Origin of the sequence: Halomonas sp. DP8Y7-1 (assembly GCF_019801685.1) — a bacterium.
GTDB classification, from domain to species: Bacteria; Pseudomonadota; Gammaproteobacteria; order Pseudomonadales; family Halomonadaceae; genus Halomonas; species Halomonas litopenaei_A.
The window spans coordinates 19328-33042 of record NZ_JAHVIN010000003.1 but is presented as its reverse complement, the minus strand read 5'-3'; the positions used below and the strand labels follow the sequence as shown (position 1 = coordinate 33042).

15 protein-coding genes are annotated in these 13715 nt (G+C 61.3%); 13 read left to right on the top strand and 2 right to left on the bottom strand.

Translation table 11 applies throughout. The features are described from left to right. The first annotated feature begins 249 nt into the window (after nucleotides 1-249). The 3 genes from KUV41_RS02015 to KUV41_RS02005 all read left to right on the top strand — a co-directional run bounded on the left by KUV41_RS02015 (nucleotide 250) and on the right by KUV41_RS02005 (nucleotide 2308). Nucleotides 250-843, top strand: coding sequence for an isochorismatase family protein (locus KUV41_RS02015; RefSeq protein ID WP_222483915.1), 594 nt, complete (start codon nucleotides 250-252; stop codon nucleotides 841-843). A gap of 104 nt (nucleotides 844-947) precedes the next feature. Beyond that, nucleotides 948-1838 (top strand): alpha/beta fold hydrolase, encoded by an 891-nt coding sequence (locus KUV41_RS02010; RefSeq protein WP_222483913.1) that lies wholly within the window; start codon nucleotides 948-950, stop codon nucleotides 1836-1838. Beyond that, nucleotides 1838-2308: a cupin domain-containing protein gene (locus KUV41_RS02005; protein ID WP_222483912.1), complete on the top strand. Its 471-nt coding sequence runs from the start codon at nucleotides 1838-1840 to the stop codon at nucleotides 2306-2308. The genes KUV41_RS02010 and KUV41_RS02005 overlap by 1 nt, the downstream gene beginning before the upstream one ends. 611 nt (nucleotides 2309-2919) lie before the next feature. Here the strand turns inward: KUV41_RS02005 and KUV41_RS02000 are convergent. Then, nucleotides 2920-3642, bottom strand: a complete 723-nt coding sequence (locus KUV41_RS02000; protein WP_222483910.1) for a GntR family transcriptional regulator — start codon at nucleotides 3640-3642, stop codon at nucleotides 2920-2922. A gap of 213 nt (nucleotides 3643-3855) precedes the next feature. Between KUV41_RS02000 and KUV41_RS01995 the strand changes: the two genes are divergently transcribed. The 7 genes from KUV41_RS01995 to KUV41_RS01965 all read left to right on the top strand — a co-directional run bounded on the left by KUV41_RS01995 (nucleotide 3856) and on the right by KUV41_RS01965 (nucleotide 10511). Then, nucleotides 3856-4140 (top strand): UxaA family hydrolase, encoded by a 285-nt coding sequence (locus KUV41_RS01995; RefSeq protein WP_206940944.1) that lies wholly within the window; start codon nucleotides 3856-3858, stop codon nucleotides 4138-4140. Between the two features lie 2 nt (nucleotides 4141-4142). Continuing rightward, a complete protein-coding gene (locus tag KUV41_RS01990) occupies nucleotides 4143-5312 on the top strand; it encodes a UxaA family hydrolase (RefSeq protein ID WP_206940942.1) in 1170 nt (389 codons plus the stop codon). A 149-nt stretch (nucleotides 5313-5461) separates the two neighbouring features. Next, the gene (locus KUV41_RS01985; RefSeq protein WP_206940938.1) at nucleotides 5462-6427 is read left to right on the top strand and encodes a tripartite tricarboxylate transporter substrate binding protein; all 966 of its coding nucleotides are present in this window, start codon (nucleotides 5462-5464) and stop codon (nucleotides 6425-6427) included. Nucleotides 6428-6437: 10 nt separating this feature from the next. Then, nucleotides 6438-7964, top strand: a complete 1527-nt coding sequence (locus KUV41_RS01980; protein WP_206940936.1) for a tripartite tricarboxylate transporter permease — start codon at nucleotides 6438-6440, stop codon at nucleotides 7962-7964. Next, nucleotides 7961-8452, top strand: a complete 492-nt coding sequence (locus KUV41_RS01975; RefSeq protein ID WP_206940934.1) for a tripartite tricarboxylate transporter TctB family protein — start codon at nucleotides 7961-7963, stop codon at nucleotides 8450-8452. Before KUV41_RS01980 ends, KUV41_RS01975 begins: the two co-directional genes overlap by 4 nt. Before the next feature lie 80 nt (nucleotides 8453-8532). Next, nucleotides 8533-9468 carry a hydroxyacid dehydrogenase gene (locus tag KUV41_RS01970; protein WP_222162861.1) on the top strand — a complete coding sequence of 312 codons (936 nt, stop codon included), beginning with the start codon at nucleotides 8533-8535 and terminating at the stop codon, nucleotides 9466-9468. After that, entirely contained in the window at nucleotides 9465-10511 is a 1047-nt protein-coding gene (locus tag KUV41_RS01965; RefSeq protein ID WP_206940930.1) for an Ldh family oxidoreductase, read from the top strand. Before KUV41_RS01970 ends, KUV41_RS01965 begins: the two co-directional genes overlap by 4 nt. A 7-nt stretch (nucleotides 10512-10518) precedes the next feature. On the opposite strand, the gene KUV41_RS01960 is transcribed toward KUV41_RS01965, so the two are convergent. After that, entirely contained in the window at nucleotides 10519-11535 is a 1017-nt protein-coding gene (locus tag KUV41_RS01960; protein ID WP_222483908.1) for a LacI family DNA-binding transcriptional regulator, read from the bottom strand. A gap of 225 nt (nucleotides 11536-11760) precedes the next feature. On the opposite strand from KUV41_RS01960, the gene KUV41_RS01955 reads away from it, so the two are divergent. From KUV41_RS01955 to KUV41_RS01945, 3 genes are read left to right on the top strand one after another with little or no spacing between them, the layout of a single operon-like run. Then, nucleotides 11761-12003 carry a hypothetical protein gene (locus KUV41_RS01955; RefSeq protein WP_222237493.1) on the top strand — a complete coding sequence of 81 codons (243 nt, stop codon included), beginning with the start codon at nucleotides 11761-11763 and terminating at the stop codon, nucleotides 12001-12003. Between the two features lie 2 nt (nucleotides 12004-12005). After that, nucleotides 12006-13178, top strand: coding sequence for a TRAP transporter substrate-binding protein (locus KUV41_RS01950; protein ID WP_222483906.1), 1173 nt, complete (start codon nucleotides 12006-12008; stop codon nucleotides 13176-13178). Beyond that, nucleotides 13150-13713 carry a TRAP transporter small permease gene (locus KUV41_RS01945; RefSeq protein WP_222483904.1) on the top strand — a complete coding sequence of 188 codons (564 nt, stop codon included), beginning with the start codon at nucleotides 13150-13152 and terminating at the stop codon, nucleotides 13711-13713. Before KUV41_RS01950 ends, KUV41_RS01945 begins: the two co-directional genes overlap by 29 nt. Nucleotides 13714-13715 lie beyond the last annotated feature (2 nt).

Below are 13715 nucleotides of genomic sequence, written 5' to 3'. Positions count from 1 at the left end.
ATACATGGGATTGTTCAGGATTGCAACACTGGGCGGGCAAGGAGGCTGAAATCGACCGTCTGCGCAGGAGTGATCGAGCCAGGCCCTCGGCGTTCAGGGCGGAACCAGCACTCTCGAGTGCCGAGTTGTCAGTAGTAGATATCGCTGAAGGGGTAAGCCGCATCGTCTTGGTGTGGTCTATGCCAAATGCAATAGCGAAGCCTACTGATTAAGGAATTACGAGCATCCACGTACCTAAAGGAGGTTTCTATGCGGTGGGGTACTTTTACTTCGTCTAATTCAGTTCTTCTGTTGATCGATCACCAGGTCGGCACGATGAAACTGATCCAAAACATCCCCTTTGAGACAGCCAAGCGCAACACCTTGGCCCTGACCAAGGCGGCCAAGATCTTGGGGATGCCGATCATCCTGACTACGGGCACGGAAAACGGGTTCCAAGGCCCTCTGCTACCTGAGTTCAAAGAGCTCGTGCCGGAAGCCTACGACGCCAGAATTGCTCGTAGCGGTGTCGTGAATACTTGGGAGGACCCTGAGTTTAGAGCCGCTGTTGAAAAGACACAGCGTAGCCACCTGATCATGGCCGGAGTCACGACGGATGTCTGCCTCTATTCCCCCGCCCTTAGTGCGGTTGAGGACGGATACCCGGTGCAGGCCGTACTTGATGCTTCAGGTTCGCCGACGGAGCTCTCGGAGCAACTAGCCCGGCAACGGATGGAGCGTGGAGGCGTAACCCTTACCGCCACCAACACGCTTATCGCCGAGCTTGCTCGGGACTGGAGCCGTCCTGAAGGGAGCGAGCTGCTCAAGCTCATGGTAGATGATGTGCTTCCACCCGTTTTCTGAGGCAGCTCACGTCTCTGTTGCCGTCCCGGCTATCCGCAGGAGGAGATTGTTCTGCGGACAGCCGCAAGCATCACATGTCTACACCATCTTGAGAGGCCAATCTGATGAATAGCGAGATAACACATCATACGGCCGTAGTGAACGGCGTACGCCTCCACTACGTCATCGCTGGCACGGGCGACCCACTGGTTCTGTTACACGGATGGCCACAAAGCTGGTACGAATGGCGTGAGTTGATCCCTATCCTGGCGGACCGCTACACGGTAATCGCCCCTGATCTTAGAGGATTTGGTGACTCCGAGAAACCGGCTGGTGGATACGATAAGCGGACGGTTGCCGAAGATATTCGCCAACTAGTGGATTATCTCGGTTTCCAGACGATCGATCTAGTTGGCCATGATATCGGGATGATGGTGGCCTATGAGTATGCAGCAGCTCACCCTGAGTCCGTTCGACGGCTCGTAGTTGCCGAAGCTGGACTACCTGGCCTTGGGCTTGAAGTGCTACAGGATACTGCCAAGTTCCCGGAATACTGGCACTTTGGCTTCTTTGCAGCACCTGGTGTGCCAGAGGCTTTGATCGTCGGCCGAGAGCATTCTTTCCTGTCTTACTTTGTGCGGCAAATGGCATACGATCCATATGCCATTACCAACGACGATCTTGACGAATATGCCCGTCGTATGGCGGCCCCGGGAGCGCTGAGGAGTGGCTTCGAGCACTACCGTGCATTTCCTTTGGATGCTTGCAATAACCAGGAGAACGCCCGCAAGAAGCTGCCAATGCCAGTCCTCGCAATTGGCGGTGACCATAGCATGGCGGAGCAGGTCGCCCAACTGATGCAGCCCTTGGCTGACAACGTCCAAGCCTGCGTGATCGAAGGTTGTGGACACTGGGTTCCGGAAGAGCAGCCTCAACGCTTGGCAGACTCGCTGATTCAGTTCTTTTCAACGACAGTGGAAGAGAGTGTTTCTCTAACAACCCGAGGAGAAAGTTGATGAGCAGCCGCGTCCTCAAGCCCGGTGAAGGGCCAGTCGCCTATGTGGTAGGCGACGAATACACGATTAAGACCAGTGGTGCCGAATCCGGCGGGGCATATTCCCTCATGGAGGCTGTGGTGCCGCCCCAGGGGGGACCTCCTCCGCACAGGCACTCACGTGAGGATGAAGCATTCTACGTCCTCGAAGGCGAGGTGGAATTTAGCGCTGACGGGCAACGGACTGTGGCCGGCCCTGGGAGTTGGATCAGTCTTGCCAAGGGTTCCCTCCATTACTTCAAGAATATCGGCCAATCACCGGCTCGGATGCTTATTCTCATGGTCCCAGCTGGGCTGGAGCAGTTCTTTCTGGAGGTCAGCCAAGAGCCGGGGCCATCATCCCCAGAAAATCCTTTTGGAATCGACGCCGCGCAGATCGAGAAAATGTTGGCCGCTGCCCCGCGGTATGGTCTCGAGATCGTGAAGCCGTAGAGCACGCGATATTCGATGAGGGATGATAATGCAACCGTCAAACGTCTTCATCGGTCGCGTGAGGCCTCGGTAAGTGGGTGATGATAGGGGCACTGGAGCACGGCCTGCTGGTCGCCGTCTGGTTCTTCCATAGCAGGGACTGCACCGACGGGCGTGACTCCGTGCAAGCGCTGGATCAATGGGTCGATAATATCCCGCAGAGACAGAAAGTGGCCTGGCAGGAGCTCGTTAAAGCTGTCAGCAAGTGGAGCGAGGAGATGTTGCCCTACTTCGAGACTGACACCCGATCACCAATGCTCTCGCTGAGTCGATCAACCGCTTGGCCAATGACGAGAACCGCGATGGCCGAGAGTACTCATTCGAAGTGATATGGCTCGGATGCTCTACACCACCAAGCACAAGAAGTCGTCGCCGCGGACGAAGGAACCCCCGTGTTGGGGCAAGGTAGCCATGACAGACAGCAAGAGCTTCGCCGCGGTCGAAAAGAGCTACGGCGTCGCTCTATCAACTTTCTGGAATGATGAAGGATTCGAAGGGGCTTGAAGCCCCTTCCACTCACTAATCCTGATACCTGTTGTTTCTGACCCGCCCATTAGCTGCCGTTAGCCACTTTACAACTCATTGAAGTAACAATGATGGCGTGTCTCGCAACGGGATACGCGGTATTCCAGTGCCTGGTCCTGAATATCCTTGGCAATGCGCCGAATCTCCAGAATAGGTCTTCCTTCCGCAATGCCCAGATGGGTCTGCTCATCCTTGCTTGCCGCCACCGCAAACAGGCGCTCCTCGGCGTGGCTTACGTTGCTGCCAAAGCGCTGCTGATACAGCTGGTACAGCGTGTTGGGCAGGGTTTCTGGATGGCTGTCCAGCGTGGCAAATCGCTCGGCACATACCACCACATCCTCAAGCAGTGCGGGGGTGCCTTCGAGCTCTCGTACCCGTTGAATGTGAATGACCTCAGCGCCATGGGCGAGTGCCAGTGCCTCACGTTCTTGTTCGCTTGCCTGGCGCTTCGTTCTGACCAGGATTCGCGACGTCGGTAGGGATCGCGTGCCGTCCAGTCGTGTGAGGTGGAAGAAGCGAAATAGCGAGCTGTCCTGATCGTGGGTGGCGACCACGGTTCCCTTGCCCTGATAGCGAATGACCACATTGTCGCTGGCCAGGGAGTCCAGTGCCTTGCGTAGTGTGCCCACGCTGACCTTGTACTCGTTGGCGAGCGCGGATTCGCTGGGAATAAACGTGCCGGGCGCCCATTCGCCGGACACGATGCGTTGCAGCAGGACGTCCTTGATCTGCTGATATAGCGGGCGATAGCTGAGGTTGGGTTGTTCCATCGGATGTCCTTTCTTCGTTCCGCGAGGTCCGGTGCTTGCTGGACAGTATAGCGGTGGCCACCTGTAGATGATACTTGACTGTACTATATCCTATGTCCTATACATGAGTTGCGAGGGCGGCAAGCGTCGCCCGAGACCACCCGGCCATGATCAGGCCGTCCGGTCAGCTGGCGATATCACAACGTCAATAACATTCGTTCAGGAGAGCACAGCATGAGCATCGATTTTGTGGTTCACGATGCCGACGACAGCGTCGGGGTCGTGGTGGTGGAGGGAATCAAGGCAGGGCAAACCCTGACCGGCTGGGTGATGCACCAGGACCAGACCGTGACCTTTGCCGTCAGCAATGACATTCCAATTGGCCACAAGCTGGCCACGCGAGATCTGGCCGAGGGCGACACCGTGATCAAGTACGGGGTGGACATCGGTCGGGTGGTCAAGCCGATCAAGCAGGGTGAGCACCTTCACGTCCACAACGTCAAAACCAAGAGGTGGTAAGCATGGAAATCAAGGGACGCAAGTTTCAGGGATATCGTCGCGAGAATGGCCGGGTGGGCGTACGTAACCACGTGATCGTGCTGCCGGTGGATGATATTTCCAACGCTGCCGCCGAGGCCGTGGCCAATAACATCAAGGGCGCGCTGGCGCTGCCGCACCCTTATGGCCGACTGCAGTTCGGTGCTGACCTGGATCTCCACTTTCGCACGCTGATTGGTACAGGCTGTAACCCCAACGTGGCAGCGGTGATCGTCATCGGCATTGAGCCGGGCTGGACCAACAAGGTGGTGGATGGCATCAAGACTACCGGCAAGCCGGTCGAGGGCTTCTGGATCGAACAGAATGGCGATCACAACACCATCTGCGCCGCCTCCAAGAAGGCCAAGGAATTCGTCCAGTACGCCAGCGAGATCCAGCGCGAAGAGTGCGACATCAGCGAGCTGTGGGTGTCCACCAAGTGCGGCGAATCGGACACCACCTCCGGCTGCGGTGCCAACCCTACCGTCGGTGATGCGTTCGACAAGCTGTATGACGCGGGCTGCACCTTGGTGTTCGGTGAAACGTCAGAGCTGACCGGTGGTGAACACCTGGTGGCCGAGCGCTGCGCAACGCCGGAAGTACGCCAGCAGTTCCAGGCCATGTTCGATCGCTACAGCGCCATGATTGATCGTCACAAGACCAGTGACCTGTCCGAGTCCCAGCCGACCAAGGGCAACATCGAGGGCGGCCTGACCACTATCGAAGAGAAGGCGCTGGGCAACATTCAGAAGATCGGTCGTCGCTGCAAGGTCGATGGTGTGCTCGACAAGGCCGAGACCCCGGACAAGCCAGGGCTATGGTTCATGGATTCTTCGTCCGCGGCCGCCGAAATGGTCACGCTGTGCGCGGCTGCTGGTTACGTTGTTCACTTCTTCCCGACCGGCCAGGGCAACGTGATCGGCAATCCCATCCTGCCGGTCGTCAAGATCTGCGCCAACCCGCGCACGGTGCGCACTATGAGCGAGCATATCGACGTGGATGTGTCCTCCATCCTCAAGCGCGAGATCAACATGGAAGAAGCGGGTGATCAGCTGCTCGAGATGATGGTGCGCACGGCCAACGGCCGACATACCGCCGCCGAAGCGCTGGGTCATCGGGAGTTCGTGTTGACGCGTCTCTACGAAAGCGCCTGAGACCGCGACACTGCTAGTGCAAGGTCCTCCCGGCAGTAGTCGGGAGGTTCGACGCGTTTGGAAAAGAAAGTTGTGCAAGAACGGCGAGCGATGTGGGCTCGCCACTCAGATCCTGACCACCCCATAACGACAATATCAGGAGTCACGTCATGCGCCTTTCCACTACCTTCACACTGACTGCGATGCTGGCAGCATCCTCCCTTGTCGCTCCGCTGGCGATGGCGGAAGCCGAGGACTTTCCGTCGAAGGATATCCAGTATGTCATTCCCTTTGGTCCCGGGGGCGAGTCCGATATCAGCGCCCGCCTGCAGCAAAAGTACTTTCAGGAGCTGACCGGCGAGCAACTGGTCATCCAGTACATGCCCGGAGGCGGCGGAGCGGTCGGCTGGTCGCAGCTCAATGACATGTCTGCCGATGGCTATACCATCATGGGGACCAACCTGCCCCATATTGTGCTCAAACCCATGGGCAAGGATGCTGGATTCGCTACCCAGGACATCCATAACTTCACCTTCTTCCACTATTCGCCGGATGCCATTCTGGTCAATGCCGACAGCCCTTATCAGACCCTTGAAGAGCTGGTCGAAGCGGCGCGCCAGGCCCCTGGCGCCGTGACCTTTTCGGGCAGCGGCACCTACAGCGCCAATGACGTGGCCAATACGCGTTTTCAGCAGCTGGCGGACGTGACCACCACCTATATTCCCTTCAAGGGCACCGGCGCTGCCGTCACCGCGCTGCTCGGTGGCCAGGTTCAGGCGGAGTGGGGCTACACCACGGTCGCCGCCAATCATCAGGACAAGGTGCGCATGCTGGCGGTCGCGGCCGACGAGCGGCACCCGCTGTTCCCCGATGTTCCGACCTTTCAGGAACTGGGCTACGACATGGTAGGCGGTGCCTATCGTGGCATGGCGGTGCCTGCTGGCACCCCCGACGCGGTCACGGCCAAGCTGTCGCAGATCTTCGGCGAGATCAATCAGAACCCGCAGTTCCGCCAGGAAATGGAGGATCTGGGGTTCGTCCTGCTGGATGTCGGCAATGATGAGGTAGCGGATTTTCTGGTGGAACAGAGCGCCCAGTACGAGACCAGTGCACGAGAACTCGGCTTGATCGATTGAGGTTACGATCATGGAGCTCATCACTCATGCTCTCGGCGCGCTGTCGCCGCTGAATCTTGCGCTGGCCTTGCTGGGCGTCACCGCCGGCATCGTGATCGGCGCGCTGCCAGGGCTATCTGCCACCATGGCGGTGGCCGTGCTGGTCCCTGTCACCTTCGGCATGGCGCCTGAGTCTGCGCTGATCATGCTGGGTGCCATCTATACCGGCGCCATCTACGGCGGCTCCTATTCCGCCATTCTGGTGAACACGCCTGGGACACCCTCGGCGATTGCCACCACTTTCGACGGCTATCCCATGGCGCAGCGGGGTGATGGCGATCTGGCCGTCACCCTGTCGACCATTGCCTCGGTGGTGGGGGGGCTGGTGGGGGTGCTGGCGCTATTGCTGCTGGCCCCCTTGCTGGCCCAGGTGGCTCTCAGCTTTGGCCCGGTCGAGTACTTCTGGCTGGCGATCTTCGGGCTCACCCTGATCTCTGCGCTGTCCGAGGACTCGACCCTGAAGGGCTTCATGGGGGCGGGCCTGGGGCTGTTGCTGTCCACGGTCGGCGTCGCGGTGATTGGTGGCGATATCCGCTACACCTACGGGATGCCGGTGTTGCTCGGCGGCATCGAGACCGTGTCGGCGCTGATCGGACTCTACTGTATTCCGGTACTGATCGACCTGGTGGCGACCCCAGCGGCTCATCTTAAAGTCGACGACGCATCCCGCGGCGTACGCTTCCGCGAGGGCCTGGGCGAGGCGATCAGGGGCAAGTGGAACCTGCTGCGCTCTGCGACCATCGGCACCGGCGTGGCGATCCTGCCTGGTGCCGGCGGCTCCATCGCCAGTCTGGTGTCCTACTCCGAGGCGCGTCGCGTGGCCAAGGACCCAGGCTCCTTCGGCAAGGGCAACCCACAGGGCGTGCTGGCGACCGAGTCTGCCAACAATGCCACCGTGGGCGGAGGGTTCATTCCTACGCTGGTCCTGGGCATTCCCGGCACGCCGCCGGATGCGGTGATCCTGGGGGCCTTGCTGGTGCAGGGATTTCGCACCGGGCCGGAGCTGTTCACCACCAACGCCGGCATCACCTACACCTTTGTGGCGGGGCTGTTCCTGGCGACCTGTCTGTTGCTGCCATTGGGCCTGTTGATCGGGCGCTACGCCTTCAAGTCGATCATCGCCATTCCCAAGGCGCTGCTGGTACCTACCATTGCCTTCATGACGGTGATCGGGACCTACGCCATACGCAACAGCGCCAGCGACGTCATGATCATGCTTTGCCTGGGCGTGGTGGGGTGGGTGCTGAACCGCTATGGCTTTCGGCCCTCACCCATTGTGCTGGGACTGATTCTGGGCCCCATCGCCGAGCAGGGATTTGTCCAGGGGTTCTTGATGGGGCGTGCCAGCGGCTCCGTGGTCGGCACCTTCTTCGGAGGGCCGATCAGCCTGACCATCATCGCGCTATCGCTGTTGAGCGTCTTCTACCCGTTGGTCAAGGCGCGCCGCGTCGCCAAGCGGCAGGGCAACAACAGCCTTAACGAGGAGGTGTCGTCATGACGGCTGACAAGTCGATGCGTGCCGTACCGGCCGCCCGCTCTCGCGCCAGTGAGGTGCTGTTGCCCGTGCTGTTTATGGTGGGCGCTGGCCTTTGCCTGTGGGAAACCCGCCAGATGAGCCAGTTGGGCGCAGTGTTTCCTGCGGTCATCTCCGCAGGGGTGATGGTAGCCGCAGCACTGCGGCTGGCGCAGCTACTGCTGCGCGGGGTGATCGCGGGAAGCCCGGCGGGGGGAGGTTCCAGGCCTCGACGCCTGGCGCTGGTCGGGGTCATGTCGGTGTGGGCCCTGGCTCTGCCATGGCTCGGGTTTGTGCTGACCGGCCTTGGCAGCTTCGTGGCCTTGATGGCGGTAGCGCAGTATCAGCAATGGACGCGCAAGCGCTTGGCCGGACACCTGTTGGCCGGCTGTCTGCTGGTGGCGTTCTTCTACGTGCTCTTCGCCGTGGTACTCAACGTGCCGCTACCTACGGGACGCTGGCTTGCGGCATGACCCCACCCACACCCTGTCGTCCCCTGTGGCGGGCGAAATGTCCGCAGCAGGGGTGGGCAGGCAACAAGGAGAAGATCGTCATGGCCAGGATCGTGATTTCGGAGTTCATGGACGAGCGGGCGGTGGCCTGGCTCGCTCAACAGCATGACGTGGTGATGGACCCTCAGCTGGTCGATCAGCCCGAGCGACTGCGGGAAGCCGTCAGCCAGTGCGAGGCGCTGATCGTTCGCAACCGCACCCAGGTGGATAGTGCGCTGCTGGCGGCAGCCCCCCATCTCAAGGTGGTGGGACGCCTCGGGGTGGGACTCGACAACATCGCCCTGGACGAGTGCGCAAGGCGCGGGATCGAGGTCAAGCCCGCCCAGGGCGGAAACGCCGATTCGGTGGCCGAGTACGTGGTGACCGGCGCCTTGATGTTGAGACGCCGGGCGTACGCGTCCACTGAGGCGATGCTGCAAGGACAGTGGCCCCGTCAGGCACTGATGGGCTGCGAGGTGAAGGGCGCGGTACTGGGGTTGGTCGGGCTTGGAGTGATTGCCCGGGCGACCGCTCGACTCGCCATGGGATTGGGCATGCAGGTACAGGCTTACGATCCGCATGTGCCGGCCAGTGACCCCGTGTGGCAGACGATAGATCGGTGCGACACGCTGAACGATCTGCTCGGGCGTGCCGATGTGCTCAGTCTGCATGTACCGCTGGTGGATCAGACGCGCCACCTGCTGGATCGCGAGCGGCTTTTCTGCATGAAACCCCAGTCCGTGCTGATCAATGCGGCGCGGGGTGGCGTGGTCGACGAAGCGGCCCTGGCGGAAGCGCTGACGAGCGGTCATCTGGCGGGCGCCATGCTGGACGTCTTCGAACAGGAACCTCTGGCGGCGGGATCGGTGCTGGAGGGGGCGCCCAACCTGATCCTGACACCGCACATTGCCGGAGTGACGGAGGAATCCAATCAGCGTATCAGTCAGATGACGGCAGAGAACGTGGCCATCATGCTGACGTCTGAGGAGGTGTCATGAAGCAAGCTGAACAACCCAGCGAGGGCGCGCTGCCGCAGACCACAGCGCTGAGCCGGGAGCAGGCCGGCCACCTCGCCATGCAGGCAATGCTGGCCAGGGGCTTCGCCGAGCGCGAGGCGACGCTGACGGTAACAGCATTGCTGGACGCTGAGCGCGACGGCTTGCCGTCTCACGGCCTGTCGCGACTGCCGTTCTATCTCGATCAAGCCGCCACCGGCAAGGTCAATGCCAGGGCGGTGCCCCGGGTGACGCGAGACGGGGCCGTCGTGCGGGTAGATGCTGATCAGGGGCTCGCCTTTCCTGCGGTGGCTCGCGGCCTTGAAGAAGGCCAGAAGGTGGCTGCCGAGTTGGGTGTCTGCGCTGTCTCCGTTGGACGCTCACACCATTTCGGCGTCGCTGGCGCTCCGGTGGAGAGCGCTGCCATGGACGGCTTCATGGCACTGGCCTTCAGCAACGCACCTTCGGCCATGGCGCCCTGGGGCGGTCACAAGCCACTGTTTGGCACCAACCCGATTGCCTTCGCCTGTCCGCGATGCTCTGGCCCACCGATGGTGCTCGACCTGTCCCTGTCCAAGGTGGCCAGAGGCAAGGTCATGCTGGCCCGCAAGGCCGGGCAACCTATCCCCGAGGGCTGGGCGGTCGGGCCCGATGGCCTGCCGACCACGGACCCGGACCTGGCCATTCAGGGCAGCATGGTGCCCGCCGGAGATGCCAAGGGTGCAGCCCTGGCGATGATGGTCGAACTGCTCTGCGCGGGCCTATCCGGCAGTCGCTTCGGGTTTGAGGCGGGGTCGTTCTTTGAAGCCGAAGGTGAGCCCCCCGAAGTGGGCCACCTGATCCTGCTGTTCGATGCGGCTCGCTTTGCGCCCAACGTGCTGTCGCGTTGTGAAACCCTGTTTGCGGCGATGCTCGACCAGCCGGGGGTGCGCTTGCCAGGTGACCGCCGCCGCCAGCTTCGGCAGCAGGGTGGAGACCGCATTTCCTTGCCCGCCGGGTTGGTGGCAGAGCTTTCAGACATCGCCAGGAGCTTCTCCGGGGGCTAGGGATGTACTAGTCAGGAACAGGCCCCGTGGATTGGCGCAGCTTCACCTGCGCCTCCAGGGTGATATTCGCTGGTCGATGTCCGTGGCGTATCCACCCCATCAGCGCATCGGCCGCCTGGATGCCGATGTCCTTGGCGGGAACCGAGACGGTGGTCAAGGCGGGCGTCATGAACGCCGCCTGGGGCAGGTCATCAAAGCCGGTGACGGAGAAGGCATTGGGCACCCTGACACCACGGCGCTGTGCTTCCAGCAAGGCCCCTAACGCCAGGGTGTCGTTGCCACACAGCAGGGCGCTGGGTGGGCGGTCGGACGTCAGCAAACGCGCGCAGGCCGCCGCGCCCTCAGCAATGCCATAGTCCACGACCTCTATCTGAGGTGCCGGGCATCCCGCGGCGGTCAGGGTGTCGGTAAACCCCTGAAGACGTGCCCTGGCGCGGTCGTTCTGGCCGAAGGGGGCCGTGATAATGCCAAAGCGTCGGTGGCCCAGGCCAAGCAGATGCTGGACCAGCTGGCGGGCGGCTGCGGCATTGTCAAAGCCGATACACGGCCCCTGGGCCGTGCTTGAGGTCTGCCAGGAGGTCACGAAGGGCAGCTGTCGTTGCTGTAGCAGTGCATATGTCTGATCGTGATGCTCGTGACCAATCAGCACAATGCCGTCGACCCCATGCTGGACCAGCGTGCGCAGTGCCTGCAGCTCGTCATCCAGGTCGTAACGATAGGTCGCCAGCAGCAGGCGACAGTCATGTCCCTTGAGCTGGCGCTCGAGGTTATCCGCCATGGTGCCGAAGATCGGGTTGTCGAGAGTGGGCACCAGCGCGCCGATTGCCCCTATGCGCCGCGATGCCAGCGCCCGGGCCGAGCCATCCGGCACGTACCCCAGCCGAGCCACTGCAGATTCGACCTTGGCCTTGAGTCGCTCGCTGACGTGGGGGGCCTGGTTGAGCACGCGCGATACCGACGCGGTGGACACGCCGGCTTCCCGGGCGACGTCTTCCAATAGGGTTCTTCGCTGGCGCTCACTCATCTGGTGTCCTCGCTCGATGGTATAGCCGGTTTGGCCTTTAGTCCTATAGAGGACTTTTTTCTGGACAGGTCCTATAGAGGAATCTACCTTGAGTAGTACGCTTTGTAAGCGCTTACAAAAATAATCTGACCAAAGTGTAGCACCGAGTGTCCATGCCTGCTGACGTCGTTTGGAGCGCTGGCCAACACTCGACACAATGCCAACGAAAGACCGGAGCCGCCTCTTATGTCCAGGTCGTCATCTGCTGCCAAGCCACTGCTTTGGCTAGCCATTCTTTTATTCGCCGCGTTCTTCCTTAACGTTGCCATCCAACGCTATCTGCCGGGCCTATGGACCATGGGGGCGGCGGAGGAGGGCATTCTGCTCGCTGCTGCCACCGCCACCTTCGTATCGGCCTGCCTCAAGTTCGAGGCTGGCATGAAGGCGGAGGCGGAGGCGACGTCTACCGCACAACAACAAGGACAATAATCATGCTTGCACGCCACTTCGACACCACGGCCGACGGAGCGCCCAGCCAGCCGGAACGACGCCACTTCCTGGGCAGCGTTGCGCGTTTCGGCTTCACTGCTGCCATTATCGGCGCGGTGGGAGGAACGCTGTTCTCCGAGCGCGCCATGGCGGCCACCGCCAAGGAAGAGTCCGAGCGGGAATCTGCCGCGGAGATGACCCTGGTCATGGCCACCGGCTACACGCTGGGGGCATCCCGGGCGTATCCCATCATGCAACTCAACCTCAAGGAGAACCTGCAGAACTTCTCCGGCGGTCGCCTGTACGTGAAGTTGGCGCCCGGTGGTCAGCTGGGCGCCGGGGGAGGTCTGATCACCAAGGTCCAGAATGGCACCATCGCCATGGCCCAGCATTCGCTGTCCAACCTCTCCGCCTTTGCCCCCGAGGTCGACCTGATCAATATCCCCTACTGGTGCGGTGACAACCAGCGGCTGGTAAACCTGGTCACTTCTGATGCATGGCGTGAGGTGGTCCATCACAAGGTGGAGGAGCGCGGTTTCAAGGTGCTGTCGTATATCTGTATCGACCCGCGCACCGTTGCCGTGCGTGAGGGCTTGCTCGACGGCCCCGTGCGCGTACCCGACGACATTGCCGGTATCAAGTTCCGCGTGCCGTCTTCCCAGATTCTTCAGCAGGTCTATCGTCTGGCCGGTGCCAACCCCACGCCAGTGGCCTGGGGCGAAACTTCCTCTGCCATCAAGCAGGGCGTGGCCGATGCCCTGGATCCCAGTGTGCAGGCATTGCTGGTGTTCGGCTTTACCGATGTGCTGTCGAGCATCTCCACTATTCAGTCGGTACCCGACGCCCAGGTCTACACCTGCAACAAGGCCTGGTTCGATGGGCTGGATGCGGCACTGCAGGAAAGCGTGCTGGCAGCAGCCGATGTGACCTTCCGCGAGAATCTGGCCAAGGTGCCGGCGGCGCGAGCCTATGCCTACGACCAGATGCGCCAGGCGGGAGTGGAGGTCTATATCCCGGACGAGGATGAGCGCAGCCAGTGGAAGGAGAAGTGTGGCCACCAGCTGGCGGCCTGGGATGCGACCAAGCGCGAGCTGGCCGGTTCACTGGAGGCCTTTGATTCATTGCTGGAAGCTGCGGAGGTGTCAAATGGCTATTACGTCGACAGTAACGCCTAAGGACAACCGCTGGCACGCGCTCAGACTGCGCTGGGATGCTGTCGATCGGCGCACTGAGCGCTGGCTGCTGCTGACCTTTTATGCGCTGATCATCCTGACCATCGCGGTGGAAGTCATCCGCCGCTTCGTCCTCAACTACTCCTCGGTGTGGGGCGAAGAGCTGGCCCGCTATGCCTTCATCTATCTTGCTTGGCTGGCCGCAGCGGCGGCGGTGCGTGACCGTGCCCATATTCGCATCGACGTCTTGATCAACCTGGGCGGCCCAAGGATGAAGCGATTGGGATGGTGGATCACCGACGTGTGCACGCTGGTACTGGCCGTATGGGCGCTCTACCTGTCTGTCGCACCGGTCCTGACGTCCATCCATTTCGGATCGGTGACGCCGGGCCTGCGGGTGTCCCAGGCGCTGTTTCTCGCCGCCATTCCCATGGGCTTTCTGCTGATCGCCTGGCGGGTGATCCAGTGCATGCTGGCCGATGTCCGTCGGATGCAGCGCGGTGATCCCGTGTTCGATGGCCAGAAGCTCTTCGACTGAGG

Coding starts and splice junctions, on each gene's coding strand:
- KUV41_RS01985 (WP_206940938.1), top strand. CDS start 5,462: ATGCGCCTTTCCACTACCTTCACACTGACTGCGATGCTGGCAGCATCC.
- KUV41_RS01980 (WP_206940936.1), top strand. CDS start 6,438: ATGGAGCTCATCACTCATGCTCTCGGCGCGCTGTCGCCGCTGAATCTT.
- KUV41_RS01970 (WP_222162861.1), top strand. CDS start 8,533: ATGGCCAGGATCGTGATTTCGGAGTTCATGGACGAGCGGGCGGTGGCC.
- KUV41_RS01995 (WP_206940944.1), top strand. CDS start 3,856: ATGAGCATCGATTTTGTGGTTCACGATGCCGACGACAGCGTCGGGGTC.
- KUV41_RS02000 (WP_222483910.1), bottom strand. CDS start 3,642: ATGGAACAACCCAACCTCAGCTATCGCCCGCTATATCAGCAGATCAAG.
- KUV41_RS02010 (WP_222483913.1), top strand. CDS start 948: ATGAATAGCGAGATAACACATCATACGGCCGTAGTGAACGGCGTACGC.
- KUV41_RS01950 (WP_222483906.1), top strand. CDS start 12,006: ATGCTTGCACGCCACTTCGACACCACGGCCGACGGAGCGCCCAGCCAG.
- KUV41_RS01990 (WP_206940942.1), top strand. CDS start 4,143: ATGGAAATCAAGGGACGCAAGTTTCAGGGATATCGTCGCGAGAATGGC.
- KUV41_RS01965 (WP_206940930.1), top strand. CDS start 9,465: ATGAAGCAAGCTGAACAACCCAGCGAGGGCGCGCTGCCGCAGACCACA.
- KUV41_RS01960 (WP_222483908.1), bottom strand. CDS start 11,535: ATGAGTGAGCGCCAGCGAAGAACCCTATTGGAAGACGTCGCCCGGGAA.
- KUV41_RS02015 (WP_222483915.1), top strand. CDS start 250: ATGCGGTGGGGTACTTTTACTTCGTCTAATTCAGTTCTTCTGTTGATC.
- KUV41_RS01955 (WP_222237493.1), top strand. CDS start 11,761: ATGTCCAGGTCGTCATCTGCTGCCAAGCCACTGCTTTGGCTAGCCATT.
- KUV41_RS01975 (WP_206940934.1), top strand. CDS start 7,961: ATGACGGCTGACAAGTCGATGCGTGCCGTACCGGCCGCCCGCTCTCGC.
- KUV41_RS01945 (WP_222483904.1), top strand. CDS start 13,150: ATGGCTATTACGTCGACAGTAACGCCTAAGGACAACCGCTGGCACGCG.
- KUV41_RS02005 (WP_222483912.1), top strand. CDS start 1,838: ATGAGCAGCCGCGTCCTCAAGCCCGGTGAAGGGCCAGTCGCCTATGTG.